General features: G+C 73.0%; 31 protein-coding genes, 19 pseudogenes and 1 riboswitch. Of the genes and pseudogenes, 40 read left to right on the top strand and 10 right to left on the bottom strand.

Going from position 1 to position 25,918, the window contains the following annotated elements; genetic code table 11:
* Window positions 1–51: 51 nt before the first annotated feature.
* Window positions 52–180, top strand: a pseudogene (locus tag G5V59_RS05485) (cysteine--1-D-myo-inosityl 2-amino-2-deoxy-alpha-D-glucopyranoside ligase); the annotation flags it as partial.
* A gap of 275 nt (window positions 181–455) precedes the next feature.
* Window positions 456–986, top strand: a complete 531-nt coding sequence (locus G5V59_RS05480; RefSeq protein ID WP_278255836.1) for a class I tRNA ligase family protein — start codon at window positions 456–458, stop codon at window positions 984–986.
* Here G5V59_RS05480 and G5V59_RS35865 read toward each other — a convergent pair.
* The 3 genes and pseudogenes from G5V59_RS35865 to G5V59_RS35855 form a co-directional block, all read right to left on the bottom strand.
* Window positions 961–1,395 carry a PAC2 family protein gene (locus G5V59_RS35865; RefSeq protein WP_341351137.1) on the bottom strand — a complete coding sequence of 145 codons (435 nt, stop codon included), beginning with the start codon at window positions 1,393–1,395 and terminating at the stop codon, window positions 961–963. The two genes, G5V59_RS05480 and G5V59_RS35865, sit on opposite strands and share 26 nt — an antisense overlap.
* Window positions 1,396–1,513: 118 nt before the next feature.
* A pseudogene (locus tag G5V59_RS35860) lies at window positions 1,514–1,567 on the bottom strand (hypothetical protein); the annotation flags it as partial.
* Window positions 1,568–1,679: 112 nt separating this feature from the next.
* Window positions 1,680–1,808: pseudogene (locus tag G5V59_RS35855) on the bottom strand (PAC2 family protein); the annotation flags it as partial.
* 42 nt (window positions 1,809–1,850) lie between these two features.
* A riboswitch (S-adenosyl-L-homocysteine riboswitch) is annotated at window positions 1,851–1,930 on the top strand.
* A gap of 117 nt (window positions 1,931–2,047) precedes the next feature.
* Between G5V59_RS35855 and G5V59_RS05470 the strand changes: the two are divergent.
* From G5V59_RS05470 to G5V59_RS05335, 29 genes and pseudogenes are all read left to right on the top strand, one after another.
* Window positions 2,048–2,230: pseudogene (locus tag G5V59_RS05470) on the top strand (homocysteine S-methyltransferase family protein); the annotation flags it as partial.
* An 88-nt stretch (window positions 2,231–2,318) separates the two neighbouring features.
* Window positions 2,319–2,408: pseudogene (locus tag G5V59_RS35850) on the top strand (hypothetical protein); the annotation flags it as partial.
* An 88-nt stretch (window positions 2,409–2,496) separates the two neighbouring features.
* Window positions 2,497–2,838: a homocysteine S-methyltransferase family protein gene (locus tag G5V59_RS05465; protein ID WP_278259656.1), complete on the top strand. Its 342-nt coding sequence runs from the start codon at window positions 2,497–2,499 to the stop codon at window positions 2,836–2,838.
* Window positions 2,771–3,181 (top strand): annotated as a pseudogene (locus G5V59_RS05460) (homocysteine S-methyltransferase family protein); the annotation flags it as partial. The gene G5V59_RS05465 and the pseudogene G5V59_RS05460, both read left to right, overlap by 68 nt.
* Before the next feature lie 103 nt (window positions 3,182–3,284).
* The gene (locus G5V59_RS05455; protein WP_278255835.1) at window positions 3,285–3,722 is read left to right on the top strand and encodes a dihydropteroate synthase; all 438 of its coding nucleotides are present in this window, start codon (window positions 3,285–3,287) and stop codon (window positions 3,720–3,722) included.
* Complete coding sequence (locus tag G5V59_RS05450) at window positions 3,715–4,101, top strand: hypothetical protein (protein ID WP_278255834.1); 387 nt, start codon at window positions 3,715–3,717, stop codon at window positions 4,099–4,101. Before G5V59_RS05455 ends, G5V59_RS05450 begins: the two co-directional genes overlap by 8 nt.
* A pseudogene (locus tag G5V59_RS05445) lies at window positions 4,101–4,145 on the top strand (hypothetical protein); the annotation flags it as partial. The gene G5V59_RS05450 and the pseudogene G5V59_RS05445, both read left to right, overlap by 1 nt.
* A gap of 133 nt (window positions 4,146–4,278) precedes the next feature.
* Window positions 4,279–4,848, top strand: coding sequence for a cobalamin-dependent protein (locus G5V59_RS05440; protein WP_278255833.1), 570 nt, complete (start codon window positions 4,279–4,281; stop codon window positions 4,846–4,848).
* Window positions 4,821–4,910: pseudogene (locus tag G5V59_RS05435) on the top strand (hypothetical protein); the annotation flags it as partial. The gene G5V59_RS05440 and the pseudogene G5V59_RS05435, both read left to right, overlap by 28 nt.
* Window positions 4,911–4,981: 71 nt before the next feature.
* A pseudogene (locus G5V59_RS05430) lies at window positions 4,982–5,056 on the top strand (hypothetical protein); the annotation flags it as partial.
* A 94-nt stretch (window positions 5,057–5,150) separates the two neighbouring features.
* Window positions 5,151–5,222: pseudogene (locus G5V59_RS05425) on the top strand (hypothetical protein); the annotation flags it as partial.
* Between the two features lie 46 nt (window positions 5,223–5,268).
* A pseudogene (locus G5V59_RS05420) lies at window positions 5,269–5,481 on the top strand (vitamin B12 dependent-methionine synthase activation domain-containing protein); the annotation flags it as partial.
* 73 nt (window positions 5,482–5,554) lie between these two features.
* Window positions 5,555–5,737, top strand: coding sequence for a vitamin B12 dependent-methionine synthase activation domain-containing protein (locus G5V59_RS05415; RefSeq protein WP_341350862.1), 183 nt, complete (start codon window positions 5,555–5,557; stop codon window positions 5,735–5,737).
* 353 nt (window positions 5,738–6,090) lie between these two features.
* Window positions 6,091–6,929, top strand: a pseudogene (locus G5V59_RS05410) (ParA family protein); the annotation flags it as partial.
* Window positions 6,926–7,240 carry a hypothetical protein gene (locus G5V59_RS05405; RefSeq protein ID WP_278255832.1) on the top strand — a complete coding sequence of 105 codons (315 nt, stop codon included), beginning with the start codon at window positions 6,926–6,928 and terminating at the stop codon, window positions 7,238–7,240. The pseudogene G5V59_RS05410 and the gene G5V59_RS05405, both read left to right, overlap by 4 nt.
* A pseudogene (locus tag G5V59_RS05400) lies at window positions 7,233–8,088 on the top strand (ScpA family protein). The gene G5V59_RS05405 and the pseudogene G5V59_RS05400 overlap by 8 nt, the downstream one beginning before the upstream one ends.
* A gap of 209 nt (window positions 8,089–8,297) precedes the next feature.
* Window positions 8,298–8,744: an SMC-Scp complex subunit ScpB gene (locus tag G5V59_RS05395; protein ID WP_341351136.1), complete on the top strand. Its 447-nt coding sequence runs from the start codon at window positions 8,298–8,300 to the stop codon at window positions 8,742–8,744.
* Window positions 8,734–9,470, top strand: a pseudogene (locus tag G5V59_RS05390) (pseudouridine synthase); the annotation flags it as partial. The gene G5V59_RS05395 and the pseudogene G5V59_RS05390, both read left to right, overlap by 11 nt.
* Entirely contained in the window at window positions 9,469–10,326 is an 858-nt protein-coding gene (locus tag G5V59_RS05385; RefSeq protein ID WP_278255830.1) for an AraC family transcriptional regulator, read from the top strand. The pseudogene G5V59_RS05390 and the gene G5V59_RS05385, both read left to right, overlap by 2 nt.
* A complete protein-coding gene (locus G5V59_RS05380) occupies window positions 10,319–10,720 on the top strand; it encodes a VOC family protein (protein ID WP_278255829.1) in 402 nt (133 codons plus the stop codon). Before G5V59_RS05385 ends, G5V59_RS05380 begins: the two co-directional genes overlap by 8 nt.
* Before the next feature lie 23 nt (window positions 10,721–10,743).
* Window positions 10,744–11,061, top strand: coding sequence for a 3-hydroxyacyl-CoA dehydrogenase NAD-binding domain-containing protein (locus tag G5V59_RS05375; RefSeq protein WP_278255828.1), 318 nt, complete (start codon window positions 10,744–10,746; stop codon window positions 11,059–11,061).
* A gap of 41 nt (window positions 11,062–11,102) precedes the next feature.
* Window positions 11,103–11,483 (top strand): annotated as a pseudogene (locus G5V59_RS05370) (prephenate dehydrogenase dimerization domain-containing protein); the annotation flags it as partial.
* Window positions 11,484–11,832: 349 nt separating this feature from the next.
* On the top strand, window positions 11,833–12,507 hold the full coding sequence (gene cmk, locus G5V59_RS05365; protein WP_278255827.1) for a (d)CMP kinase: 675 nt from the start codon (window positions 11,833–11,835) through the stop codon (window positions 12,505–12,507).
* Complete coding sequence (locus tag G5V59_RS05360; protein WP_278255826.1) at window positions 12,504–13,214, top strand: lysophospholipid acyltransferase family protein; 711 nt, start codon at window positions 12,504–12,506, stop codon at window positions 13,212–13,214. Before cmk ends, G5V59_RS05360 begins: the two co-directional genes overlap by 4 nt.
* A 3-nt stretch (window positions 13,215–13,217) precedes the next feature.
* A pseudogene (gene der, locus G5V59_RS05355) lies at window positions 13,218–14,366 on the top strand (ribosome biogenesis GTPase Der); the annotation flags it as partial.
* Window positions 14,285–14,560 carry a hypothetical protein gene (locus G5V59_RS05350; protein WP_278259654.1) on the top strand — a complete coding sequence of 92 codons (276 nt, stop codon included), beginning with the start codon at window positions 14,285–14,287 and terminating at the stop codon, window positions 14,558–14,560. The pseudogene der and the gene G5V59_RS05350, both read left to right, overlap by 82 nt.
* Before the next feature lie 711 nt (window positions 14,561–15,271).
* Entirely contained in the window at window positions 15,272–15,505 is a 234-nt protein-coding gene (locus G5V59_RS05345; RefSeq protein ID WP_278255825.1) for a hypothetical protein, read from the top strand.
* On the top strand, window positions 15,396–16,874 hold the full coding sequence (locus G5V59_RS05340) for a DNA polymerase Y family protein (protein WP_278255824.1): 1,479 nt from the start codon (window positions 15,396–15,398) through the stop codon (window positions 16,872–16,874). Before G5V59_RS05345 ends, G5V59_RS05340 begins: the two co-directional genes overlap by 110 nt.
* 146 nt (window positions 16,875–17,020) lie before the next feature.
* On the top strand, window positions 17,021–17,350 hold the full coding sequence (locus G5V59_RS05335; protein WP_278255823.1) for a hypothetical protein: 330 nt from the start codon (window positions 17,021–17,023) through the stop codon (window positions 17,348–17,350).
* On the opposite strand, the gene G5V59_RS05330 is transcribed toward G5V59_RS05335, so the two are convergent.
* Window positions 17,347–17,643, bottom strand: a complete 297-nt coding sequence (locus G5V59_RS05330) for a hypothetical protein (protein WP_278255822.1) — start codon at window positions 17,641–17,643, stop codon at window positions 17,347–17,349. The two genes, G5V59_RS05335 and G5V59_RS05330, sit on opposite strands and share 4 nt — an antisense overlap.
* 3 nt (window positions 17,644–17,646) lie before the next feature.
* Window positions 17,647–18,132: a hypothetical protein gene (locus tag G5V59_RS05325; protein ID WP_278255821.1), complete on the bottom strand. Its 486-nt coding sequence runs from the start codon at window positions 18,130–18,132 to the stop codon at window positions 17,647–17,649.
* Window positions 18,133–18,175: 43 nt separating this feature from the next.
* Between G5V59_RS05325 and G5V59_RS05320 the strand changes: the two genes are divergently transcribed.
* Window positions 18,176–18,442 carry a hypothetical protein gene (locus tag G5V59_RS05320; protein WP_278255820.1) on the top strand — a complete coding sequence of 89 codons (267 nt, stop codon included), beginning with the start codon at window positions 18,176–18,178 and terminating at the stop codon, window positions 18,440–18,442.
* Window positions 18,439–18,990 carry a hypothetical protein gene (locus tag G5V59_RS05315; protein WP_278255819.1) on the top strand — a complete coding sequence of 184 codons (552 nt, stop codon included), beginning with the start codon at window positions 18,439–18,441 and terminating at the stop codon, window positions 18,988–18,990. Before G5V59_RS05320 ends, G5V59_RS05315 begins: the two co-directional genes overlap by 4 nt.
* Before the next feature lie 71 nt (window positions 18,991–19,061).
* Here G5V59_RS05315 and G5V59_RS05310 read toward each other — a convergent pair whose 3' ends face one another.
* Window positions 19,062–19,238: a hypothetical protein gene (locus G5V59_RS05310; RefSeq protein WP_278255818.1), complete on the bottom strand. Its 177-nt coding sequence runs from the start codon at window positions 19,236–19,238 to the stop codon at window positions 19,062–19,064.
* Window positions 19,239–19,285: 47 nt separating this feature from the next.
* Window positions 19,286–20,484, bottom strand: a pseudogene (gene serA, locus G5V59_RS35845) (phosphoglycerate dehydrogenase).
* 108 nt (window positions 20,485–20,592) lie between these two features.
* Between serA and G5V59_RS05290 the strand changes: the two are divergent.
* Window positions 20,593–20,814, top strand: a complete 222-nt coding sequence (locus G5V59_RS05290) for a hypothetical protein (RefSeq protein ID WP_278255815.1) — start codon at window positions 20,593–20,595, stop codon at window positions 20,812–20,814.
* 139 nt (window positions 20,815–20,953) lie between these two features.
* Here the strand turns inward: G5V59_RS05290 and G5V59_RS05285 are convergent, their stop codons facing one another.
* From G5V59_RS05285 to G5V59_RS05275, 3 genes are all read right to left on the bottom strand, one after another.
* Window positions 20,954–21,808 carry a hypothetical protein gene (locus G5V59_RS05285; RefSeq protein ID WP_278255814.1) on the bottom strand — a complete coding sequence of 285 codons (855 nt, stop codon included), beginning with the start codon at window positions 21,806–21,808 and terminating at the stop codon, window positions 20,954–20,956.
* The gene (locus G5V59_RS05280; RefSeq protein ID WP_278255813.1) at window positions 21,805–22,062 is read right to left on the bottom strand and encodes a hypothetical protein; all 258 of its coding nucleotides are present in this window, start codon (window positions 22,060–22,062) and stop codon (window positions 21,805–21,807) included. The genes G5V59_RS05285 and G5V59_RS05280 overlap by 4 nt, the downstream gene beginning before the upstream one ends.
* 219 nt (window positions 22,063–22,281) lie before the next feature.
* Window positions 22,282–22,416, bottom strand: a complete 135-nt coding sequence (locus G5V59_RS05275) for a hypothetical protein (RefSeq protein WP_278255812.1) — start codon at window positions 22,414–22,416, stop codon at window positions 22,282–22,284.
* A 113-nt stretch (window positions 22,417–22,529) separates the two neighbouring features.
* Between G5V59_RS05275 and G5V59_RS35840 the strand changes: the two genes are divergently transcribed.
* The 6 genes and pseudogenes from G5V59_RS35840 (at window position 22,530) to G5V59_RS35815 (ending at window position 25,855) form a co-directional block, all read left to right on the top strand.
* Window positions 22,530–24,131, top strand: a complete 1,602-nt coding sequence (locus G5V59_RS35840; RefSeq protein WP_341350861.1) for a PHP domain-containing protein — start codon at window positions 22,530–22,532, stop codon at window positions 24,129–24,131.
* Window positions 24,131–24,241: pseudogene (locus G5V59_RS35835) on the top strand (hypothetical protein); the annotation flags it as partial. The gene G5V59_RS35840 and the pseudogene G5V59_RS35835, both read left to right, overlap by 1 nt.
* A 97-nt stretch (window positions 24,242–24,338) precedes the next feature.
* Window positions 24,339–24,440: pseudogene (locus G5V59_RS35830) on the top strand (hypothetical protein); the annotation flags it as partial.
* Between the two features lie 67 nt (window positions 24,441–24,507).
* Window positions 24,508–24,801 (top strand): hypothetical protein, encoded by a 294-nt coding sequence (locus tag G5V59_RS35825; protein WP_341351135.1) that lies wholly within the window; start codon window positions 24,508–24,510, stop codon window positions 24,799–24,801.
* 132 nt (window positions 24,802–24,933) lie between these two features.
* Complete coding sequence (locus G5V59_RS35820) at window positions 24,934–25,416, top strand: hypothetical protein (RefSeq protein WP_341350860.1); 483 nt, start codon at window positions 24,934–24,936, stop codon at window positions 25,414–25,416.
* The gene (locus tag G5V59_RS35815) at window positions 25,337–25,855 is read left to right on the top strand and encodes an OB-fold nucleic acid binding domain-containing protein (RefSeq protein ID WP_341350859.1); all 519 of its coding nucleotides are present in this window, start codon (window positions 25,337–25,339) and stop codon (window positions 25,853–25,855) included. The genes G5V59_RS35820 and G5V59_RS35815 overlap by 80 nt, the downstream gene beginning before the upstream one ends.
* The last annotated feature ends 63 nt before the right edge of the window (window positions 25,856–25,918 follow it).

Below are 25,918 nucleotides of genomic sequence, written 5' to 3'. Positions count from 1 at the left end.
CGACTGGGTCGAGACTCGCCGAGCGCGAGACCGAGTCTGTTCCGCAAGGACATGGAGGCGCTGCGCGTGCTGCCCCCGGCGGCGTACGTCGGTGCGGTGGAGTCGATCCCGCTGGTCATCGAGCTGGTCCAGCGCCCGGAGGCCGCCGGCACGATCTACCGGGTCGAGGACGACCTCTACTTCTCCGTCGCCGCGGACCCGGCCTTCGGCGCGGAGTCCGGCTACGACCGCGACACCATGCTCCGCCTCTTCGGCGAGCGCGGCGGGGACCCCGACCGCGCGGGCAAGAAGGGACCCGCTCGACTGCGTCGTGTGGCGCGGGGAGCGCGAGGGCGAGCCGTCCTGGGACAGCCCGTGGGGCAAGGGCCGGCCCGGCTGGCACATCGAGTGCGCGGCGATCGCGCTGCAGGAGGCTCGGTGGCGCGTTCGACGTCCAGGGCGGCGGCAGCGACCTGGTGTTCCCGCACCACGAGATGTGCGCCGGGCACGTGCAGGTCGCCACGGGGGAGCCCTTCGCCAAGATCTACTCCCACGCCGGGATGGTCGCCTACGACGGCCAGAAGATGTCGAAGTCGCTGGGCAACCTGGTCTTCGTCTCCGCGCTGCGCAACAGCGACATCGACCCGATGGCGATCCGGCTGACCCTGCTGCGCCACCACTACCGCACCGACTGGGAGTGGACCGACGACCAGGCTCTGGACCGCGGTCGACGACCTCGCCGACTGGCGCCGGGCGCTCGCCCTCGGAGCCGGCGCGCCGGCGGGGCCGGTGGTCGAGGAGGTGCTCGCCGCGATCGCCGACGACCTCGACGCACCGCGCGCGACCGCCGCGATCGACGCCTGGGTCGCGGCCACGCTCGGCACCGACGGCCTCGCCGACACCAGCGACCCGGACGCCGCGACGACCCTGCTGCCGGTGCTGGACGCAGCCCTCGGGCTCAGCGTCTGACGCGCTGGGCGCTCAGCCGTCCTCGCCGCGCCGCTTGAGGTAGCGCTCGAACTCGCGCGCGATCGCCTCGCCCGAGGCCTCGGGGAGGTCGGCGGTGTCGCGGGACTCCTCCAGCGACCGGACGTAGTCGGCGATGTCCTCGTCCTCCTCGGCCGACTCGTCGACGCCGCGCTCCCAGGCCCGCGCCTCCTCCGGCAGGTCGCCGAGGGGGATCGGGGACTCAAGCAGGTCCTCCAGCCGGCTGAGCAGCGCGAGCGTGGCCTTCGGGCACGGCGGCTGGGCGACGTAGTGGGGGACGGCGGCCCAGTACGACACGTTCGGCAGGTCGACGGTGGCGCAGGCGTCGGAGAGGACCCCGACGATCCCGGTCGGCCCCTCGTACGTCGACTGCTCCAGGTCGAGGCGCTCCATCAGGTCCGGCTCGGTCGAGGAGCCGGAGACCGGGATCGGCCGCGTGTGCGGGCTGTCGGAGAGCAGGGCACCCAGGGTGACGAGCAGGCTCGCCGCCGAGGTCGTCGATGACCTCCAGCGACTCGGTGGTGAACTGGCGCCACTTCATGTTCGGCTCGATCCCGCGGATCAGGATGACGTCGCGGTCCAGCGCCGGAGGCGAGGCCACCACCACGTGGGTGCTGGGCCAGGTCAGGCTTCCGGAAGCCGTTCTCGTCGATGCCGACGGTGGGGCGGTTGACCTGGAAGTCGTAGTACTCCTCCGGGTCGATCGCCGCGACCACCTTGCCGTTCCACACCCGGATCAGGTGGTCCACCACGGCCGTGGCCGACTCGGCGGCGTCGTTCCAGCCCTCGAAGGCAGCGATGACCACCGGCCGGACCAGCCCGGTCACCGTCTCGATCTCCATCACTTCTCCAGCCTAGTCACGCGATCCCGAGTACGATGGACACCGGCCGAGAGGCGTTGCAACGGGGCGTTCACATGGGACCCCGCCACGCTCGGCAGGGACACCAAGGGCGCCTTCCATTTACTGGAAGGATGAGTTGATGGCTCAGGACAGGTCGCAGGACGCCGCATGGCGGCCCGACGCCACTGACGAGTCTCACCGCGCTGCTCCACGAGCGGATCGTGATCCTCGACGGTGCGATGGGCACGGCCATCCAGCGCGACCGGCCCGACGAGGACGGCTACCGCGGCGAGCGCTTCGCGAGCCGCGAGGAGTGGCCCTCGGACCTGATCGGCAACAACGACCTGCTCTCGGTCACCCAGCCCGACATCATCGGCGGGATCCACCGGGAGTACCTCGAGGCCGGCGCGGACATCATCGAGACCAACACGTTCAACTCGAACGCCGTCTCGCTGTCCGACTACGGCATGGAGGAGGCTCTCCTACGAGCCCAACCTCGAGTCCGCGCGGCTGGCCCGCCGGATCGCCGACGAGGTCGCCGCCGAGACCGGCCGCCCGCGCTACGTCGCCGGCGCCCTCGGCCCCACGACGCGCACCGCGAGCATCAGCCCCGACGTCAACGACCCGGGCGCGCGCAACGTGTCCTACGAACAGACTCGTCGACGCCTACCTCGACGCCGCCCGCGGCCTGGTCGACGGCGGCGCGGACCTGCTGTTCATCGAGACGATCTTCGACACCCTCAACGCCAAGGCCGCGATCTTCGCGGTCGAGACCCTCTTCGAGGAGGCCGGGCGGCGGTGGCCGGTCGTCATCTCCGGCACCATCACCGACGCGTCCGGGCGCACGCTCTCCGGCCAGGTCACCGAGGCCTTCTGGGACTCGGTGCGCCACGCGCAGCCGCTCGCGGTCGGTCTCAACTGCGCGCTCGGCGCCAAGGAGATGCGGCCCTACGTCGCCGAGTCTGTCGCGGCTCGCGAACTCCTTCGTCTCGGCGTACCCCAACGCCGGGCTGCCCAACGCCTTCGGTGAGTACGACGAGGCGCCCGCCGACACCGCGGGCGTGCTGGTCGAGTTCGCCGAGGCGGGCTTCCTCAACATCGTCGGCGGCTGCTGCGGCACGACGCCCGCGCACATCGCCGAGATCGCGCAGCGGATGGAGGGCCGCGCCGTCCGCGAGCCGGTCGGCGTCGAGCCCGCGATGCGCCTGTCCGGCCTGGAGCCGTTCACCATCACCGACGACTCCCTGTTCGTCAACGTCGGCGAGCGCACCAACATCACCGGCTCCGCGCGCTTCCGCAACCTGATCAAGGACGGCGACTACGACACCGCTCTGTCGGTGGCCGCCCAGCAGGTCGAGGCCGGCGCGCAGGTGATCGACATCAACATGGACGAGGGCATGATCGACGGCGTCGCCGCGATGGACCGCTTCGTCAAGCCTGATCGCCAGCGAGCCCGACATCAGCCGGGTCCCGCTGATGATCGACTCCTCCAAGTGGGAGGTCATCGAGGCCGGCCTGCGCTGCGTCCAGGGCAAGCCGATCGTCAACTCGATCTCCATGAAGGAGGGCGAGGAGAAGTTCGTCGAGCAGGCCAACCTCTGCAAGAAGTACGGCGCCGCCGCGGTCGTGATGGCCTTCGACGAGGACGGCCAGGCCGACAACCTCGAGCGCCGCAAGCAGATCTGCGAGCGGGCGTACCGGATCCTCGTCGACCAGGTCGGCTTCCCGGCCGAGGACATCATCTTCGACCCGAACGTGTTCGCCGTGGCCACGGGCATCGAGGAGCACGCGACGTACGGCGTGGACTTCATCGAGGCGACGCGCTGGATCAAGCAGAACCTGCCCGGCGCCAAGGTCTCCGGCGGCATCTCCAACGTCTCCTTCAGGCTTCCGCGGCAACAACGCGGTGCGTGAGGCGATCCACGCGGTCTTCCTCTTCCACGCCATCGAGGCGGGGCTCGACATGGGCATCGTCAACGCCGGCGCCCTGGTGCCCTACGACACCATCGACCCGGTCCTGCGCGAGGCGATCGAGGACGTCGTCCTCAACCGCACCGACGACTCGCTCGCCGCGACCGAGCGGCTGCTCGAGCCTGGCCGAGGCCCACCGGGGGAGCGGCGAGGTCGTCGAGGCGGCCGCCGAGGAGTGGCGCTCGCTGCCCGTCGGCGAGCGGATCACGCACGCGCTGGTCAAGGGCATCGACGGCTTCGTCGAGGACGACACCGAGGAGCCTGCGCCAGGAGATCGCGGCCCGCGGCGGCCGGCCGATCGAGGTCATCGAGGGCCCGCTGATGGACGGCATGAACGTCGTCGGCGACCTCTTCGGTGCCGGCAAGATGTTCCTCCCGCAGGTCGTGAAGTCCGCCCGCGTCATGAAGAAGGCGGTGGCCTACCTCATCCCGTTCATCGAGGAGGAGAAGGCCGCCAACCCCGAGCCTGGCCGGCGCGAAGGACACCAACGGCACGATCGTGCTCGCCACCGTCAAGGGCGACGTCCACGACATCGGCAAGAACATCGTCGGCGTGGTGCTCTCGTGCAACAACTACGAGGTCATCGACATGGGCGTGATGGTCCCGGCCCAGAAGATCCTCGACAAGGCCGCCGAGGTCGGTGCGGACATCATCGGGCTCTCCGGCCTGATCACGCCGAGCCTCGACGAGATGGTCGGCTTCGCCACCGAGATGCAGCGCAACGGTCTCCAGATCCCGCTGCTGATCGGCGGCGCGACCACCTCGCGCGCCCACACGGCCGTCAAGATCGACCGCAAGTACGACGGCCCGGTGGTCTGGGTCAAGGACGCCTCGCGCTCGGTGCCGACCGCGGCCGCCCTGCTCGACGACCGCCAGCGCCCGGCCCTGCTGGAGGCAACCCAGGCCGACTACGACTCGCTGCGCGCCCGGCACTCGCAGAAGTCCGAGCGTCCCCAGGCTGTCCTACGCCGCCGCGCAGGACAACAAGTCGCCGATCAGCCTGGGACGGCTACACCCCGCCCCAGCCCAAGGCGCCGGGCGTGCACGTGCTGTCCGGCTACGACCTGAGCGAGTCTGCGGGACTACATCGACTGGCAGCCGTTCTTCAACGCCTGGGAGATGAAGGGCAAGTTCCCCGACATCCTCAACAGCCCGACGCACGGCGAGGCCGCCCGCAAAGCTCTACGACGACGCGCAGGTCATGCTCGACCGCCTGGTCGAGGAGGGCTGGCTCACGGCGAACGGCGTCTACGGGCTGTTCCCGGCGGCGAGCACGGGCGAGGACGTCGTGGTCTACGAGGACGAGTCCCGCGGCGCCGTACGGGCGACCCTGCACCAGCCTGCGCCAGCAGGGGCAGCACCGCGACGGCGTGCCGAACCGCTCGCTGGCCGACTACGTCGCCCCGATCGGGAGCGACCTGTCCGGCGGCGGGGACTGGGTCGGCGCGTTCGCGGTGACGGCAGGTCTCGGCACGACCGAGCGGATCGCTGCGTTCAAGGAGGGAGCTCGACGACTACTCGGCGATCCTGCTGGAGGCACTGGCCGACCGGCTCGCCGAGGCCTTCGCCGAGCGCCTGCACCAGCGGGTGCGCACCGAGTTCTGGGCGCACGTGCCGGAGGAGCAGGCGAGCAACGAGGACCTGATCGCCGAGAAGTACACCGGCATCCGGCCCGCGCCCGGCTACCCCGCCTGCCCGGACCACACCGAGAAGCTCACGATCTGGGACCTGCTGGACGTCGAGGAGAACACCGGCATCGAGTCTCACCGAGTCGATGGCGATGTGGCCGGGCGCCTCGGTGTCGGGCATCTACTACAGCCACCCGGAGGCGCAGTACTTCGTGGTCGGCCGCCTCGGCCGCGACCAGATCGAGGACTACGCGGCCCGCAAGGGCTGGTCCGTCGCGGAGGCCGAGAAGTGGCTCTCCCCGAACCTGGGCTACGACCCCGACGACTGATCGGCACGCACGACCGCCCGAGGACCCCGGCCCGCACGGCGCCGGGGTCCTCGGCACTTCCGGGACCTGACCGGCGCGCCTCCCGAATGTCGCCGTGTCGACATTGTTGGATGGAGGAGTCCCGGGCTCTGGGGAAGGAGCCCGCAACCACTCCACGACAGAGGTGAGGGCGATGGTCGGTCCCTACGGAGGATCCAGTGCACCCGACATGCCGCCGCGGATGCCCATCCCGGCGCCCGCGCGCGACGCGAGGTCCGAGGTGCCGCTCGGCACGGAGGATGCCATGACGTTGCAGTTCCCGACGCCCGAGGCGCCCGCGCCCCGCGTCGACACCGCGCCCGCGCGAGGCGAGACTCGGTCCGACCGGCCGCCCGATGCCGGTGCTGCCGGACCCGCGTCCGGTCACCGCGCACGGTCACGCCCGGGTGATCTCGATGTGCAACCAGAAGGGTGGCGTCGGCAAGACCACGACGACCATCAACCTGGGCGCCGCGCTCGCCGAGTTCGGCCGCAAGGTGCTGCTCGTCGACTTCGACCCGCAGGGCTCGCTCTCCGTCGGTCTGGGGATGAACCCCCACGACATGGAGATGACGGTCTACAACCTGCTGATGGACCCGGAGACCACGCTCGACGAGGTCGTCGTGCCCTCCGGCGTGCCCGGCATGGACCTGCTGCCCTCGAACATCGATCTCTCCGCCGCCGAGGTGCAGGCTGGTGCACGAGGTCGCCCGGGAGCAGACCCTGCAGCGGGTGCTCGCCCCGGCCCTCGCCGACTACGACGTCATCCTCATCGACTGCCAGCCCTCGCTGGGACTGCTGACGGTCAACGCGCTCACCGCCTCGCACGGGGTGATCGTGCCGCTGGAGTGCGAGTACTTCGCGCTGCGCGGCGTCGCGCTGCTCAAGGCCACCATCGACAAGGTCAAGCAGCGGCTGAACCCGAACCTCGAGGTCGACGGCGTCCTCGGCACCATGTACGACGGCCGCACGCTGCACGGCCGCGAGGTGCTCGAGCGCCTGGTGCAGGCCTGGGGCGACACCGTCTTCCACACCGTCATCCGGCGCACGGTGAAGTTCTCCGACTCGACCGTGGCGGGTGAGCCCATCACGTCGTACGCGACCGGGTCGAGCGGGGCGGAGGCGTACCGCCAGGCTCGCGAAGGAGGTGGCGCAGCGGTGCCTCGACGTGTGAGCCTGCCGGCCGCGGACGACCTGTTCCGCGCCACCACCGACCAGCCCGCCGTCCGGGCCGTGCCCGACCCGCCGGCCCAGGAGGAGCCGCAGAAGGGTCCCAGCGGCCGGGTCCGGCACGACGAGAAGATCACGGTCTACATCACCTCCCAGGAGTCGATGGACCTGGAGCGCGCCCGGCTGACGCTGCGCGGCGAGCACGGCCTCGCGGTGGACCGCGGGCGCCTGGTCCGCGAGGCACTGCACCTGGTCCTGGCCGAGTTGGAGTCGAGCGGCGAGGACTCGCCGCTCGTCAGGCGCCTGCGTGAGTGAGGACGCCGTGGAGGCGCCGGCGGGGGATGCACCCACGGGCGGCTTCGCGGTCCGGCTCGCGAACTTCGAGGGCCCCTTCGACCTGCTGCTCAGCCTGATCTCCAAGCACAAAGTCTGGACGTCACCGAGATCGCCCTGTCGAAGGTCACCGTCGAGTTCATCGAGCACGTCAAGAACCTCCCGGACTCCGACCTGGAGGAGACCACCTCCTTCCTGCTCGTCGCCTCCACCCTGCTCGACCTCAAGGCGGCGCGGCTGCTGCCGCAGGGCGACGTGGAGGACGAGGAGGACCTGGCGCTGCTGGAGGCGCGCGACCTGCTCTTCGCGCGGCTGCTGCAGTACAAGGCCTACAAGCAGGTGGCGGCCGTGCTCGACCGGCGCCTGCAGGAGGAGGCCAAGCGGTTCCCCCGGGCCGTCGGCCCGGAGGAGCGCTTCGCCGGGCTGCTGCCGGAGGTGCTGATCGGGATCGGCCTGGAGCAGTTCGCCGCGCTCGCCGCGAAGGCGATGACACCCAAGCCCGAGCCTGGGTCGACCCTCCACCACATCCACGCCCCGACCGTCAGCGTGCGCGAGCAGGCCGTGATCGTGGTGGACCGGCTGCGGCGCAGTGGCACGATGACCTTCCGGGCCCTGTGCGGCGACTCGCCCGACACGCTCACCACGGTCGCCCGCTTCCTCTCCCTGCTGGAGTTTGTTCCGCGAGGGGGCGGTGGCCTTCGACCAGATGACGCCTCTCGGCGAGTCTCACCGTGCGCTGGACCGGCGACGAGGCGGTCGAGGTGGACGACCTGATCACCGACGAGTTCGACGGGGCGCCCCCGCCCCCGGAGGAGAAGAACGATGACTGAGCCGACTGGCTCGACCGGGCCGACCGAGGAGTCCCTCCCGGTGCCGGTCGCCGCGCTGCGGCCCTCGCTGGAGGCGGTGCTGATGGTCGCCGACCAGCCGCTGGACCCGCTCACCCTCGCCACCGCCGTCGGCTACCCCGCGCCCGAGGTGGACCAGGCGCTGAGCGCCCTCGCCGCCGAGTACGACGAGCAGGGCCGCGGCTTCGAGCCTGCGCAACGTCGCCGGTGGCTGGCGGTTCTCCACCCGCGAGGAGTACGCCGCGGTGGTCGAGGGCTTCGTGCTCGAGGGCCAGCAGGCGCGGCTCACCCAGGCCGCGCTGGAGACCCTCGCCGTGGTGGCCTACCAGCAGCCCGTCTCGCGGGCCCGGGTCTCCGCGGTGCGCGGGGTCAACGTGGACGGTGTGATGCGCACCCTGCTCAACCGCGGGCTGGTCGAGGAGGCCGGCCAGGACGGGGAGCACGGCGCGACGCTGTACCGCACCACGTCGTACTTCCTGGAGCGGATCGGCATCGTCTCCCTCGACGAGTCGCCGGACCTCGCCCCGCACCTGCCCGACCTCGCCGAGGTCGAGGAGGAGCTCGCGCCCTCGACCCCCGAGGCCCCCGAGACGACCGAGGCCACCCAGGTCACCGAGGAGGCCACCGATGACGCGTGAGGTCACCCTCGACGAGGACGGCCAGATCCGGCTGCAGAAGCTCGCTCGCCCAGGCCGGTGTCGCCTCGCGGCGCCGCTGCGAGGAGCCTGATGCTGGAGGGCGAGGTGGAGGTCGACGGCGAGGTCGTCACCCGGCTCGGCACCAAGGTCGACCCCCGCACGGCGGTCATCAAGGTCTCCGGCAGGCGGCTGCCGCCGGTCTCCGAGCACGTCTACCTGGTGCTCAACAAGCCGCGCGGCGTGGTCTCGACGATGTCGGACCCGGAGGGCCGCCGCACGCTCAGCGACTTCGTGTCCGACCGCCCCGAACGGCTCTTCCACGTCGGCCGGCTCGACACCGACACCTCCGGGCTGCTGCTGCTGACGAACGACGGGGAGTTCGCGCACCGGATGGCGCACCCGTCGTTCGAGGTGGAGAAGACCTATGTCGCCGAGGTCGCCGGGCGCATCGCCAAGGGCACCGTCGCCGACCTGCTCGCCGGGGTGATGCTGGACGACGGCCCGGTGGAGGTACGCCGTGCGCGGGTCCTCGCCACCGCCGCCGACAAGTCGATCGTCGAGTCTGGTCATCCACGAGGGCCGCAACCGGATCGTGCGCCGCCTGCTCGACCACGTGGGGCACCCGGTGCGCCAGCCTGAGCCGCACCCGGTTCGGCCCGATCGGCTCCGGCACCCTCGGCGGCGGCACGCTGCGCGAGCCTGAGCGACGACGAGCTCGGCCAGCTTGCTGGAGTCTGGTCGGCCTGTAGGCCTACCGTGGCGCCATGGTGCCCGTTCCACCGGCCCTGCGCCGCTACGTCGCCTCCCGGGTCGCCTACGACGTCGACTTCGGCGCCCCCGGGACGCACCGCGGGCTGCCGTCGACGACGCTGACCCTCGTGCTGCCGCTGGACGAGCCGCTGCGGGTCTCCTGGGCGGAGCGGCCGGCGAGCCTGCACGCGGCCTGGGCGTCGCTGTCGGGGCTGCACACCGAGCCCGCCGCCATCTCCCACGACGGCACCCAGCGCGGGGTCCAGGCTCGCGCTCACCCTGGAGGGCGCACGGGTGCTGCTGGGGCGCCCGGCCGCGGCACTGGCGGGCGCGCTCACCGACCTCGACGAGGCGGAGGTGCCCACCGTGCTGCGGGAGTCTGCCGGAGCGGCTGCACGCCGTACCGTCGTGGGCGGGGCGGGTCGCCCTCGTCGACCGCACCCTCGCCGCGCTGGCCGCGCACGCCGGCGACCCCGCGCCGCGGGCCGAGGTGGCGCACGCGCTGTCCCTGCTCACCACCGGCACCCGGGTCGAGGCGGCGGCGGCCGAGGTCGGCTACAGCCGGCGCCGGCTCGGCAGCCTGGTCCGCGCCGAGTGCGGCGTGACGCCCAAGGCCTACCAGCGGATCGCCCGCCTCGAGGCGGCCCGCCGGGTGCTCGGACGGCGTCCGCTGGCGGAGGTCGCCCTCCGGTGCGGGTACGCCGACCAGGCCCACCTGACCCGCGAGTGGAGCGCGCTCGCCGGTTGCACCCCGACGACCTGGCTGCGCGAGGAGTTCCCGTTCCTTCAAGACCCGGACCGTCCCGGGGGAGCAGGATCGAGCCATGACTGACGCAGCGACCGTCCGGCTCTGGCCGGCCCTCCAGTTCTCCGACACCGACGCGATGACCGCCTGGTTGCGGGCGATCGGGTTCACCGAGCACGCGACGTACCGCGACGACAGCGGCACCGTCGTGCACGCCGAGTGGCTGTGGCCCGCTGGCGGAGGCCTGATGTGGGGCGCGGTGCGCTCCGACAGCCCGTTGCAGCCGGCTGGGTCCGGCGCGACGTACCTGGTCACCGACGACCCGGACGCCGTGTTCGACGCCGCCGTGGCCGCGGGCGCCACCGTGGAGCGGCCGATGGTCGAGCAGGACTACGGCGGCCGCGGGGGCAGTGTGCGCGACCCGGAGGGCAACCACTGGTCGTTCGGGTCCTACCAGCCGGGCGCGGAGCCGACGCCGTAGGCTGGTGGCCTAGCCTTGCGGTCGTGTCCGAGACCTCCCTCCTCACCGGGCCGGTCGAGATCGTCGGCACCGGCCTGATCGGCACCTCGATCGCGCTGGCGTGCCGCCGCGCCGGGCTCGACGTGCTGCTCACCGACAGTGCCCCCGACCACCTGCGCACCGCCTCCGGGCTGGGGGCCGGCCGCGCCCGGACGCCCGAGGACGTGCCGCAGGCTGGTCGTCGTCGCCGTGCCGCCGGACGCCCTCGGCGCCGCCATCCGGGCCGCCCTCGACGGCGCCGGCCCCGACACCGTGGTGACCGACGTGGGCAGCGTCAAGGAGCCTGCCGCTGTCGGCCGTGACCGGCCATCCCGCACTGAGCCGCTACGTCGGCAGCCACCCGATGGCCGGCACGCAGCACTCCGGCCCGCTGTCGGCGAGCGCCACCCTCTTCGACGGCCGGCCCTGGGCGATCACGCCCGGCCCGGCGGCCACCACCGGCGCGACCCGGATCGTCGAGGCGCTGGTCCGGCTCTGCGGCGCGGCCCCCGTGCTGCTCAGCCCCGAGGAGCACGACCGAGCCGTCGCGCGCACCTCCCACGTCCCGCACCTGATGGCCGCGCTCGTCGCGGGCACCCTGGCCGCCGCTCCGCCGGAGCACCTGGCGCTGTCGGGCACCGGGGTGCGCGACGTGACCCGTGTCGCCGGGGGAGACCCGCGGCTCTACAGCCAGATCATCGGCGGGAACTCCGCCGCGGTGGCGGACCTGCTCACCGAGGTCCGCGCGCGCCTGGACCTGGTCCTCGAGGCGGTCGCCGGCGGGGACCGGGTGGGGCTGGAGTCGCTGCTGGGCTACGGGCAGGCCGGGACCCGGGCCATCCCGGGCAAGCACGGCGCGGCGCCGCAGCCGATGGAGGCCGTCCGGGTCGCCGTACCGGACACCCCGGGCGGGCTCGCCCGGCTCTTCGCCGACGCCGGCGCCAGCGGTGTCAACATCGAGGACGTGCGCATCGACCACGACCCCGGCCGGCCGGTCGGGCAGGTCGAGCTCGACGTGGTCGCCTCCCGTGCGGAGGAGCCTGCGGGTCGCACTGGAGTCGAAGGGGTGGACTACCCACCGGTAGTCTGCGGCCGTGAGTGCGCAGCAGAACCAGCAGAACGTCGTGGTGGCCGTCGACGGGACCTCGGGCTCCGGCAAGTCGAGCACCTGCCGGGCGGTGGCCGACCGGCTCGGCCTGCGCTACCTCGACACGGGCGCGCAGTACCGCGCGATCACCTGGTGGATGCTGCGCCAGGGCGTCGACGTCCACGACCCCGCGGCCGTCGCTGCTCGCGCGGGTGAGCCCGACATCGTCTCCGGCACCGACCCGCTCGGCCCGACCATCACCGTCGACGGCACCGACGTGTCGGTCGAGATCCGCTCCGACGAGGTCAACGGCGCGGTCTCGCCGGTGAGCGCGGTCCCCGAGGTCCGCGCCCGGCTCGTCGACCTCCAGCGTGCGATCGTCGGCGACGGCGGGATCGTCGTCGAGGGCCGCGACATCGGCTCGGTCGTGTGCCCCGACGCCGAGGTGAAGGTGTACCTCACTGCCGACCCCGCCGCCCGGGCCGCGCGCCGCGCCCTGGAGAACGGCGGCGCGGACGTCGCCGCCACCGAGGCCTCCCTGCTCGCCCGCGACGAGATCGACTCCGGCCGGGCGGTCGCCCCGCTGACCGTGGTCGACGGCGCGACGCAGATCGACTCCACCGACCGCACCCTGGACGAGGTCATCGACCTGGTGGTGGGCCTGGTGATGGAGCGCGTGTGAGCGCGCACTCCCAGGCTCCTCGCTCCGACCGCGTCGCCGCGCCCGCGCGCCGGCTCCTGGTCGGCGGACGTCCCGCGTCGCGCTGGCTCATCCGGCGCCGGTACGACGTCCGGGTGCGCCACCCCGAGCGCTTCCCCGTGAGCGGGCCGGTCGTCGTGGCCGGCAACCACGTGGGCTTCGTCGACGGCCCGCTGATGGCGATCTTCGCGCCCCGGCCGGTGCACGCGCTGACCAAGGAGGAGATGTTCGCAGGACCCCTCGGCTGGTTCCTGCGCCGCGCGGGACAGGTGCCGCTGGACCGGCAGCACACCGACCCCCGGGCGGTCCGCACGGCGCTGCGGGTGCTGCGCGACGGGCACGCGGTCGGTGTCTTCCCCGAGGGCTCGCGCGGGGCCGGGGACCTGGAGATCTTCCACACCGGGGCGGCGTACCTGGCGCTGGTGACGGGGGCGCCCGTCGTACCGCTGACGTTCCTGGGGACGCGCGAGCCGGGCGGATCGAGCGAGCTCGCTGCCGCCGCGGGGGGCTCGGATCGACATCGTCGTGGGCGAACCGATGCCCGTCGATGCGGTGTCCTGGCCCCGGACGAGGGATCATGTACGTCTGACGTCGGCCGCCCTGCGCGCGCACATGCGCAGCGGGCTCGCCGACGCGCTCGAGGAGACGGGGCGGAGCCTGCCGGGCCCGCTCCCGCAAGGAGATCGTGATGAGTGAAGTTCGCCCCGACCGGGGTGGTCCCGGTGCTGGCCGTCGTCGGCCGGCCCAACGTGGGCAAGTCGACCCTGGTCAACCGCATCCTCGGCCGCCGTGAGGCGGTCGTGGAGGACGTCCCTGGCGTGACCCGCGACCGTGTCTCGTACGACGCCGAGTGGTCGGGTCGTGCGTTCACCGTCGTCGACACCGGCGGCTGGGACCCCGACGCCCGCGGCATGGCCGAGATGATCAAGGCGCAGGCCGAGATCGCGGTCGGCCTGGCCGACGCCGTGCTCTTCGTGGTCGACGCGACGGTGGGCATCACCGATGCCGACGAGGCCGTCGTGCGGGTGCTGCGCAAGTCGGGCAAGCCGATCGTGCTGGCCGCCAACAAGGTCGACGACGAGCGCGCCGAGGCCGAGGCCTTCGCGCTGTGGAACCTCGGCCTGGGCGAGCCCTTCACCGTCTCCGCCCTGCACGGACGCGGCTCCGGCGACCTGCTCGACGCGGTCCTCGCGGTGCTGCCCGACGCCCCCGAGCGGGAGTACGACGCTCCCGGCGGCCCCCGTCGCATCGCGATCGTCGGCCGCCCGAACGTCGGCAAGTCCTCCCTGCTCAACAAGGCTCGCCGGCGAGGAGCGGGTCGTCGTCGACAACGTCGCCGGCACCACCGTCGACCCGGTCGACGAGTCTGGTCGAGCCTGGGCGGCGAGACCTGGCGCTTCATCGACACCGCCGGCATCCGCAAGCGGGTCAAGGAGGCCTCCGGCCACGAGTACTACGCCTGGCTGCGCACCTCCACCGCCATCGAGCGCGCCGAGGTCTGCATCCTGGTCCTCGCCGGCAACGAGTCCGTCGCCGAGCAGGACATGCGGATCCTGCAGGAGATCCGCGAGGCCGGCAAGGCCCTGGTCATCGCCTTCAACAAGTGGGACCTCGTCGACGCCGAGCGCCGCTACTACCTCGACCGCGAGATCGAGCGCGACCTGGTCCAGGTCCAGTGGGCGCCGCGGATCAACATCACCGCCAAGACCGGCTGGCACATCGACCGCATCGTGCCCGCGCTGAACCGCGCGATCGAGGGCTGGGAGACCCGGATCTCGACCGGTACCTTCAACTCCTTCCTCGGCCGGGTCGTCGCCGAGCACCCGCACCCGGTCCGCGGCGGCAAGCAGCCGCGCATCCTGTTCGGAAGCCAGGTCTCCTCGGCCCCGCCGGTGTTCAAGCCTGTTCACCACCGGCAAGGCTCGACCAGGGCTACGAGCGCTTCATCGAGCGCCGCCTGCGCGAGGAGTTCGGCTTCGTCGGCACCCCGATCGAGATCAAGGTCCAGCCGCGGGAGAAGCGCGGCCGGCGCTAGTCCCTACGCCCCGCCCCGCGGCGGGTCCGCGCTCATCCCGAGCCGAGTGCTCCCACTTGCGCCAATCGAACAAATGTTCGAACATGGCTCCATGAGCGTCCGCCCCCTCGAAGTCGACGACCCCCGCACGGTCGTCGACCAGGCTGCGCGGCCGGATCTCCGCGCTCCAGGGCGGTCCGAGCCGGCTCGCGGTGCCGGTGCTGCCGATCCTCGAGGGGCTGGTGCAGCTGCGCACCGGCGGGGTCTACGGCGTCGACTCGGCCACCCTCGGCATGGCGCTCGCGGCCGGCGCCTCGCAGGCGGGGGAGTGGGTCGGGTTCGTCGGGTGGGAGGACTTCGGCGTCGAGGCGGCGTACCAGCAGGGGATCGACCTGTCCCGCACCGTCCTGGTGCCCGCGCCGGGGGAGCACTGGCTGGAGGCGACGGCAGGGCTGGTCGACGTGCTCAAGGTGGTGGTGCTGCGGCCACCGGGCTCGGTGGACGCGAAGTCGGCGGGCATCCTCGACGCCCGGTTGCGTGCTCGGGCCGGGGTGCTGGTCGTCCACGGCGAGTGGCCACGTTGCGAGGTGCGGCTCGGTGCCGGGCAGAGGCTCCTGGTCGGGGCTGGGTGGCGGGCAGGGCTTCCTGCGTGAGCGACGGATGGAGCCTGGTCGCCCGCGGCGGCGGCCGGCTCCCCGCACGAGCCGAGGTGGTGCTGGACTGATGCGGACGATGGTGGTCTGGTGCCCGGACTGGGCGGTGACCGCGGGGCTGATGGAGCCTGGCCGAGGAGCGGGGCGAGGGCGAGCCCGCACTGGACACGGCGGCCCCGGCGGTGGTGCTGGCCAACAACCGGGTGACGGTCTGCAACGCCACCGCCCGGGCCGAGGGCGTACGACGCGGCCAACGCCGCCGAGACGCCCAGGCACGGTGCCCGGAGGTGGTGCTGCTGAGCGCCAGCCCTGAGCGGGACGCGCGGTGGTTCGAGCCGGTGCTCGGCGTGGTCGAGGAGGTACGTCCCGGCGTGGCCCCGCTGCGCCCGGGGATGCTGGCCCTGCCCGGACCGGGCCGGTACTTCGCGCGGCCAGGCGTCGGTGGCGAGGAGGCCGCGGCTGCGGTCCTGGCCGAGCACCTGGTCGAGGCCGGGGTCTGGGACTGCCGGTTCGGGGTGGCCGACGACCTGTACGCCGCCGAGCGGGCCGCCCGCGAGGCGCCGGCCCAGGGCTGCCTGGCCGTCCCGGCCGGTGGGTCGGCGGAGTTCCTGCGGGGGTTGCCGGTGACCGTGCTCGCCGACGACGGGCCGGAGGGGGCGGAGCCTGGCGGACCTGCTGCGCCGGCTGGGGCTGGCGCTGCTGGGCGACTTCGCGGCGCTCTCGGGCGCCTCGGTGAGCAACCGCTTCGGCGGCTACGGCATCGAGGTGTGGCGGCGGGTGCAGGGCGAGGAGGTCACCCGGCTGGCCTCGCGGACCCCGCCGCCGGAGCCTGGCCTGCGAGATCTCCTTCGAGCCACCGCTGGACTCCGCCGAGGCGGTCACGTTCAGCGTGCGGACCACCGCCGAGCGATTCGTCGCGGGGCTCAGCGACCGGCAGCCTGGTGGCGACCGGGGTGCGGATCGAGGCGGAGTTCGAGGAGGGTGTCTCCGCGCGGACCTGGCTGCACCCGCGCTGCTTCACCTCCCGTGACCTCGTCGACCGGGTGCACTGGCAGACTCCAGGCCGGGATGGCGAGCTCGGGGCTGCGCAGCCGCAAGACCACGGGGGAGGCGATCACCTCCCCGGTGACCCTGGTCCGCTTCCTGCCCGACACCGTCGAGCCGGCCTCCGCCCACGTCGACGGACTCTGGGGCGGTGGCGCCGACGACCAGGTGGTGCGCGGGGTGGCGCGGGTCCAGGCCATGGTCGGCTACGACGCCGTCCGGGTCCCCGTCCGCCAGGGCGGTCGCAGTGCGGGGGACCAGCAGGCCCTGGTGCCCTGGGGGAGCGCCCGGTCGGCCTGCGTCCGGTCGACCGGCCCTGGCCGGGCCGGATCCCGGGCCCGGCACCGAGCAGGGTCTTCCCCGTCCCGGTGGAGGCCGAGGTGGTCGACGAGGCCGGCGTCGGCATCGCGGTCACCGGTCGCGGCCTGGTGACGGGGGAGCCGTGGCGGTTCCGGGTCGGCCGGCGCTGGCACCCGGTCGCGGCATGGGCCGGGCCCTGGCCGGTGGACGACGCGTGGTGGCTGGGACCGGCCGCGGGCGGCCGCGCGGCGCGCTTCCAGGCTGGTCGGCGTCGACGGGCGGGCGTGGCTGCTGCACTGGCAGGATCCGGGTACCTGGCAGGTGGAGGCGGCCTATGACTGACCGGCTCCTGCTCCCATCCACCATCTGGAGGCCTCGATGGCGCCGAACGGCCCTGCCGACCTGGTTCCCCGCAACCTCCGGGCGCTGCACGGCGCCCTCGAGCACAGTGCCAGTCTCCAGGCGACCCAGGCTCCAGGACCTGATGGACGAGCTCGTCGGTCGCGGCTCGCTCAGCCGCGCCGAGGCCGACGACCAGGCTCGGCCGGCTGGCCAGCACCGGCCGTGCCTACTCCCGGGCGCTGCTGCGCGTGCTCGACACGGTGACCGGGCACGTCAGCGTCCGGCAGGAGACGCCCGCCGCGCAGCAGGAGGAGCCCGCGGCACTGCCGGACCTCGCCGGTCGAGGGTCGCCGAGGTCCGCAACCGCCTCGCCGGGCTCGACGCCACCACCCTGCACCGGCTGCGCGCACAGGAGGCGGCGACACGCAACCGCAAGAGCGTGCTGGCCGCGATCGACCGGCGGCTGGGCTAGGCGCCCGCCGCGACGAAGCCGTCGTCGGTGAGCAGCGGTACGACGTCGTCGGCGTCCAGGCTCCGCCGCGACCGCGACGTCCGCCGCGAACCCGGCGTCGACGAGCTCCCTGCCCGCTGGCACAGTCCCGTACCTCCGCCGCGAGCCGGCCGGCGAGCGCCCGGTAGGCCGCCACGGACCACCGCGCCTCCGGGCTCGCGCCCTGGCTCCCCGCGGAGGCCAGCGCCAGGTCGAGCACCGCCCCCGCGCCCCACAGGTCCTCGACAGCGGGCCGGAGCGTGCCGTCGGTCCACCGCTCACCGGCGGGTACGACGGCGACCCGCGCCCCCTGCGTCATCCGCGGCACCAGCCAGCGGGCGACGGCGGCCCGGTTCCGCAGGCTGGCCCCGACCACCTGCAGCCCCGGGGCGGCGGCGCGCAGCGCGGCGCAGATGGTGGAGCCGTTCGGCGAGGGCAGGACCAGCCGCTCGACGTACCGGCTGGTGAGGAGCCTGGGCCGGTGACAGGCTGGGCGGCGGGTCCGTGAGGTGCTGCGCCTCGAACCGCCCGACCGCGAGGACCGCGTCGAGGGCGTCGGCGTGGGCCTGCGCGCGCTCGTCCTTCCACGGGAACGGGTGCACCCGGGTCCCCCGCAGGGTGGCGATGGAGAGCGTGGTGGTGAACGAGAGCACGTCGACCACCACGGCGATGTCGGCGCCGGCGCTGATCGCCGCACCGCCGGTCGGGCCCCACTCGAGGCGGGTCCGGCTGCCGTGCTGGGCGTGGGCGGGTGCGCTCGTCACGCCCCGAGGGTAGGTGGGCCGCGGTCGCGGGTACCGCTCCGACATGCCGCACCACTACCTCGCCTGGACCGGTACGACGCTGCCGGAGCGCCTCGACGGCCCGTGGACGGAGTACCGCCGCGTCGCCGACGACCTCGCCCTGCTGGAGAGCGAGCACCCCCTGTCGCCGGTCTACCACGAGCCTGAAGTGGAGCCTGCCCGAGGGCACCGCGCTGCTGGTCGCGCCGCTGCACGCCCGACCGAAGTTTCAAGGGCCTCCCGGCGGGGACGACGACCTGGCTGCGCGACCGGCTACCGTGAGGATCCGTGAAGGCGGACCCGAAGAAGGACCTCGACTCCTACCGCGCCCGGCGCGGCGAGCTCCGCGTCCTCGACGTGCCGCCGCTGACGTACCTCATGGTCGACGGCCACGGCGACCCCAACACCGCCCAGGAGTACGCCGACGCCCTCGCCGCGCTCTACCCGCTCGCCTACACCCTGAAGTTCACCAGCAAGCGTGAGACTCGACCGCGACTACGTCGTCCCGCCGCTGGAGGCGCTGTGGTGGGCCGAGGACATGGCGGTCTTCACCTCGGCCCGCGACAAGTCCCGGTGGAGCCTGGACGGCGATGCTCCCGGTCCCCGACTGGATCGCCGGGCGGTACGACGAGGCCCGCGCCCAGGTCGCCCGCAAGGGCGCCCCGGCGGCGCTGGACCGGGTGCGGATCGAGGAGCCTGCACGAGGGCCGGTGTGTGCAGACCCTGCACGTGGGCTCCTACGACGACGAGGCGCCGGTGCTCGCGCAGATGCACGAGGAGCCTCATCCCCGGCGCGGGGCTGAGCATGACGGGCAGGCACCACGAGATCTACCTGAGTGACCCGCGCCGGGTGGCGCCGGAGCGTTTGCGGACGATCCTGCGCCAGCCGGTGGCGCCTGCCTGAGGGCAGGTCAGTCCGGGGTCTGGGTGCTCGCCTCGCGCGTGCCCTCGGGGTCCTCGACGCGCTCGTCGGAGTCCTCCAGGATCGCCTCGGCCTGGGCCTCGGGATCCGCGCTCCCGGCCGCCCGCTCCTCGGGGAGCGAACCGGCACGCTCGGCGATCCGGTCGTCCTCGGGTGTCTGGCTCATGGCCGTGCACTACCCGATCGGGACGGCGGCAGACCCACCGGGCCGGTTCACCAGGTGCGCACCCACCGGCAGTGCTCGGAGCGGGTGAGGGTCTCCACCGCCTCGGCCGAGAGCGGCTCGGCGGTGTCGGTGACGACGTACCCGAGCCGGTCGCGGGTGGACAGGTGCTGGTCGATGACGTTGTCGCCGGCATCGGCCAGCGCGGCGTTGACCTCGGCGAGCACGCCGGCGACGTTGTCGTGCAGGAAGCCGAGCCGGCAGCCGGGCCGCAGCGCCGGCGGGAGCGCCTCGGGCAGGTTGACCGACAGCGCGGTGCTGCCCTCGAGCGCGAAGCGGGCGAGCTTCTCGGCCACGAACCAGCCGATCTCCTCCTGCGCCTCCTGGGTCGAGCCGCCGATGTGAGGGGTCAGGATCACGTTGTCGAGACCGCGCAGGACGGAGTCGAAGGCGTCGCCCTGGGCCTTGGGCTCGGCCGGGAAGACGTCGACCGCGGCACCCGCGATGTGCCCGGAGAGCACGTTCTCGCGCAGCGCGTCGTAGTCGACGACCATGCCGCGCGAGGCGTTGATGAACAGTGCGCGCGGCTTCATCGCCGCGAACTCCGCGGCCCCGAAGAAGCCGGCGTTCCCCGGCCGCCCGTCGACGTGCAGGCTGACCACGTCGGCGACTTCGAGCAGGCTCGCGCAGCGAGCGGAGGCGGCGCGCGGTGCCGTGCGCGGGCCGGTCGGCGGTGTCGTAGAAGACCACGTTCATGCCGAGCGCCTCGGCCACGGTCGAGAGCCTGGGTGCCGATGTTGCCGTAGCCGACGATGCCGACGGTCCGCCCGCGCACCTCGTGGCTGCCCCGCGCGGACTTGTCCCAGATCCCGTCGTGCATCCGCTGGGTCTTCTCCGGCAGTCGCCGGGCCAGGCTGATGATCTCGGCGATGACGAGACTCGACCACGCTGCGCGTGTTGGAGTACGGCGCGTTGAACACCGCGATGCCCCGCGCGGCCGCCTCGGCCAGGTCGACCTGGTTGGTGCCGATGCAGAAGCAGCCGACCGCCACCAGGTCGCTCGCCTCGGCGAGCACCCGGGCGGTGACGTTGGTGTTGGAGCGGATGCCGAGCAGGTGCACGCCGGGCAGCGCGGCGACCAGGCTCCTCCTCGGAGAGGGAGCCGGTCCGCAGACTCGACCTCGTAGCCGCGGGCCTCGAGGGTCTCGACGGCGGCCGGGTGGATGTTCTCGAGGAGCAGCGCCTTCACAGGACAACGGTAGGGGAGAGGTCGCCGAGCCACGAAGTCGCGGTCGGATCACGGTGACCACGACCCGTGGCCGGGCCGGCCCGGCCATGCGTCTCGTAGCCTGCGGGCATGGCCACCTTCACGCTCACCTGCATCGGGGAGGACCGTCCCGGTCTCGTCTCCGACCTCTCGGCGCCGATCCGCGCCCACGGCGCGAGCCTGGAGCCGCAGCCAGATGGCCCGCCTGGGCGGCAAGTTCGCCGGCATCCTGCTGCTCGACGTCCCCGACGCGCGGGCCGAGGCACTCGTCTCCGCATTGGGCGAGACTGGCGGGGGTCGGTTTGCAGGTGACGCTCGAGCGGACCGGCGTACCGGTCCCGGAGGAGGCGACCCGGCTCAACCTGGCCCTGCTGGGGGCCGACCGGCCCGGCATCGTCGCCGAGGTCTCGGCCGCGCTGGCCGGGCACGGGGTGAGCATCGCCGAGTCTGGTCACCGACGTCCGCGAGGCGCCGATGGCCGGCGGCCAGGCTCTTCGAGGCGCGCGCGGTCCTCGATGCGCCCGCGACAGCGGGTGTCGACGGGCTGCGGACGCTGCTGGAGGGGATCGCCGACGAGCCTGATGGTGGAGATCGAGTCTCTCGGACGCGGGGGAGCAGACCTCGGCGTGAGCCTCAGGCGACCCGGTGCGGAGGCGCGGTCTCCCGTCGCTGGAACGCCAGGATGGCGGGGTTGACGACGCGGCCCTCGCGGATCTCGATGGCCCGGCTCAGGGTCTCGTCGGCGTCCCACGCGGCGCCGCCCTCGAGGACACGGCGCAGGAACGGGATCAGGGCGTTGCTGTTCTCCCAGGTCGCGGAGCTCCACAGGTACGACGGGGAGTGGTCGACGCCGTAGTAGAGGACGCCGTCCCCGACCAGGAACGTCGGGTCCTCGAAGGCTGGTCGGGCGCGCGAACGTGAAGCCCATCCCCAGGTCGCACGACACGTCGACGACGAGGCTCCCGGGCCGGAAGCCGGCCAGGTCCGCCTCGTCGAGGTAGACCAGGGGGTCGGCGGTGTCCTGGAGCGTGCAGTTGACGATGATGTCGTTCTCGGCGAGGTACGCCGGCAGCGGCTCGTGGCCGCGCTCGGTGATCACGTGGCTACCGCCCTCGCTGCCCTGGTCGTGCTCGAACTGGCGGATCCGCACCGAGTGGATCGGTGAGGCCACGGCTGCCACACCTCGGTTCGTCAGCACCGCCACCTCGTGCACGCCGTGGGCGTTGAGAGCGGTCACGGCACCCCGGGCGGTCGCGCCGAACCCGATCACGACCGCGCTCAACCGGCGTCCGTAGTCGCCGGTCAACCCGGCCAGCCTGGAGCGCATGGATCACCGAGCAGTACCCGGCGAGACTCGTTGTTCTTGTGGAACACGTGCAGCCCGACCGCCCCGTCGCGGGTCCAGTGGTTCATCGCCTCGAAGGCGAGGAGGGTGAGCCGCCGGTCGATCGCCAGGCTGGGTGAGTCTCGGTGTCCTGCACGCAGTGCGGCCAGCCCCACAGGGTCTGCCCGGGACCCATCGCGGCGACGTCGGAGAGCCTGCGGCTTGGGCAGCAGCACGACCTCGGAGTCGGCCAGCAGGCTCCTCCCGTGAGGCGAATCCGGCGACGTGCTGACGCAGGCTCGCGTCGTCGGCACCGAAGCGTGCGCCGTACCCGTGCTCGAGGGTGATCCGGGCGCGGAGGTCGGGCTCGAGGAGGGGCAGGTGCTCGGGGTGGATCGGCAGCCGGTGCTCGTTCTCCTTGGCGGAGGAGCCGATGACCCCGAGGCTCGCGAGCGTCACTTCTTCCGGCCCGGATGGATCTTCTCGACGACGGTCTCGTCCGAGGCCTTCTGGCGCTTGTCGGCGCGCTTCTCCTTGATGGACTTGCTGGTCTTCTTGGACATGCTCTGACGCGGCGACTTGTCGCTCATGGCGATTCTCTCTGAGAGGGAGCCTGGATGGCTCCAGCACCGACACTACGCCTCGTCGGCCGGTGCACCGTGATCACTGGACGTTCGAACAGGTGTTCGACTACGGTTGGGTCATGGGCTGGAACAACCCTCCCGTCCCGTGGCGGGAGCCTGGAGCGTCGCCTCTCCGGGCGCGCCCCGGATGCCGAGGCGCCGGTCTCGCGGCGCAAGCGGCCGCGCACCGAACCCGAGGAGATCCTGCGCCCGGCCGAGTCGACGCCCTACGCCGAGCCTGCACTGCCACAGCCACTTCAGACTTCCTGGACGGGGCGAGCAGCCCCGGCGACCTGGTCAAGGAGGCCGCCCGGCTCGGGCTGGACGCGCTGGCGCTGACCGACCACGACGGGTTCGCGGGCGCACCGCTGTTCGCGGAGGCGGGCAGCGACTACGCCCTCCCGACGATCTACGGCGCCGAGCTTGTCCCTCGGCCTGGAGCGCACCCAGAACGGCGTCGCCGACCCCGAGGGCAGCCACCTGCTGGTCCTGGCGCGTGGGGTCGAGGGCTACCACCGGCTGTCCGGGGCGATCACCGAGGCCGGGCTGCGGGCACCGGAGAAGGGCAGCCCGGCCTACGACCTCGACGAGCCTCGCGGAGACCGGCGGGGAGCACTGGATGGTCCTCACCGGCTGCCGCAAGGGCGCGGTCCGCCAGGCGCTCGCGGCGCACGGCCCGCAGGCGGCGGCGGTCGAGGTGGACCGGCTGGTCGCGCGGTTCGGCCACGGGCAGGTGGTGGTGGAGCCTGATCGCGAGCGCCCAGCCCGGCGCCGACCACACCAACGAGTCTGCTGGCCCGGATCGCCGACGAGCGCGGGCTGCCCGCGGTCGCGACCGGCAACGTGCACCACGCGACACCGCAGGGCCGGCGGCTGGCGGCGGCGATGGCGGCCGTGCGGGCGCGGCGCAGCATCGCCGAGCTCGGAGGGCTGGCTGGACATCTCCGGGGGAGCGCACCTGCGCAGCGGCGCGGAGATGCTGGCCCAGTTCCGGCACCGCCCCGACGTCGTACGACGCTCGGTGGTGCTGGCCCGCGAGCCTGGCCTTCGACCTGCGCAAGGCCTCCCCGCGCCTGCCCCAGCACGGCATCCCCGAGGGCCTGAGCGCCGCCGAGCACCTGCGCGACCTGCTCGAGCGCGGCTTCGCCGAGCGCTACGCCGGGCGCCCGAACGAGGCCAAGGCGCGCGAGCGGGTCGAGCGGGAGATGGAGGTCATCGTCCAGAAGGATTTCGCGGGCTACTTCGTCATCGTCCACGACATCGTCGCCTTCGCCCGCAGCGAGGGGATCCTGTGCCAGGGCCGGGGCTCGGCGGCGAGCTCGGCGGTCTGCTACGCGCTGGGGATCACCGCGATCGACTCGGTCTACTTCGACCTGCCCTTCGAGCGATTCATCTCCCAGCACCGCGAGGAGGAGCCGGACATCGACGTGGACTTCGACTCCGACCGGCGCGAGGAGGTCATCCAGTGGGTCTACCGGACCTACGGGCGGCGCAACGCCGCGCAGGTGTGCAACGTGATCGCCTACCGGCCGCGGATGGCGGTGCGCGACGCGGCCAAGGCGCTGGGCTTCTCGATGGGCCAGCAGGACGCCTGGTCCAAGCAGATCGACGGCTGGGGGAGCGTGATCGCGGCGGACGTGGACATGCCCGCCCAGGTGGTGGAGCCTGGCCGAGGAGCCTGATGGGCGCCCCGCGTCACCTCGGCATCCACTCCGGCGGGATGGTCCTCACCGAGCGGCCGATCGGCGAGGTGTGCCCGATCGAGAAGGCCCGGATGGAGGACCGCACCGTGCTGCAGTGGGACAAGGACGGGTGCGAGTCGATGGGGCTGGTGAAGTTCGACCTGCTCGGCTTGGGGATGCTCGGCGCGCTCGACCACATGATGCAGGCTGATCGAGGAGCACACCGGCCGGCGCTGGGCCCTGGAGACGATCCCGAAGGAGGAGCCCGAGGTCTACGACATGCTCTGCCGGGCCGACTCGATCGGGGTCTTCCAGGTGGAGTCGCGCGCCCAGATCGGCACCCTGCCCCGGCTCAAGCCGCGCAGCCTTCTACGACCTGGCCATCGAGATCGCGCTGATCCGCCCCGGCCCGATCCAGGGCGGCGCGGTGCACCCCTACATCCGCCGCGCGATGGGCCGGGAGCCGGTGGTCTACGACCACCCGGATCTGGAGCCGATCCTCGGCCGGACCCTCGGCGTCCCGCTCTTCCAGGAGCAGGCTGATGGCCATGGCGGTCGCCCTCGGCGACTGCAGCCACGACGACGCCGACCTGCTGCGCCGCGCGATGGGCTCCAAGCGCGGCATCGAGCGGATCGAGAAGGTCAAGGACAAGGCTCTACGCCGGGATGACCGCCAAGGGGATCACCGGCGACAAGGCGGACGCGATCTACGTCAAGATCCTCTCCTTCGCCGGCTTCGGCTTCGCCGAGTCGCACGCGCTCGCCTTCGCGCTGCTGGTCTACGCCTCGTCGTGGTTCAAGCTTGCGCTACCCGGCCGCCTTCCTCGCCGGGCTGCTGCGCAACCAGCCGATGGGCTTCTACTCCCCGCAGTCGCTGGTCGCCGACGCCCGCCGCCACGGGGTCACCGTGCTGCCGCCCGACATCGCCCGCTCCGGCGCCCGGGCCGGGCTGGAGCCGTGCGTGCCGATCGGCACCGACCGCCACCGCTACGACGACGGGCTGGCCGTCCGGCTCGGCCTCGACGAGGTCAAGGGGATCGGCGCCGAGCTCGCGGCGCGGATCGTGGCCGAGCGGGCCACCGCGCCGTACGCCGACCTCCGCGACCTGTCCCGCCGCGCCGCTCTCACCACCGCTCAGCCTGGAGGCGCTGGCGACGGCCGGCGCCTTCGACGGCTTCGGGCTGGACCGGCGCCAGGCGATCTGGATGGCGGGGTACGCCGAGCACGACGGCCTGCTCCCCGGCAGCACTCCCGCACCGGCCCCACCCGAGCCTGCCCGGGATGAGCCCGATGGAGGTCACCCTCGCCGACCTGTGGTCGACCCGGATCTCCACCGACGTCCATCCCGTCGAGCACTTCCGCGCCCAGGCTCACCACCGCCGGCATCCGCTCGGTCGAGGAGCCTGCGCACCGCCGAGCCCGGCCGCCGGGTGCACGTCGCCGGCCTGGTCACCCACCGCCAGCGTCCGGGCACCGCCAGCGGGATCACCTTCCTCAACGTCGAGGACGAGACCGGGATGCTCAACGTGGTCTGCTCCCCGGGGGTGATGAAGTCCTCCCGCCCGGCCGCCCGCAACAAGGTCGCGGTGGTGGTCCGCGGCATCGTCGAGCGCGAGGACGGCGTCACCAACCTGGTCGCCGACCGGGTCGTCTCCCTCGACACCGTGCTGCCCGGCACCGGCGCGGCCCTGCAGGCGCGGCAGTCCTCGCGCGACTTCCGGTGACGTCCGGCGAGGCGATTCGGGACCGGCGACGGTGCTGGGGTAGTGTTCCCCCCCGCTCCGAAC

The sequence above is a fragment of the Nocardioides convexus genome (assembly GCF_011090295.1).
Note: the sequence above shows the minus strand (reverse complement) of the source record. Positions and strands in the feature narration are given on the sequence as shown.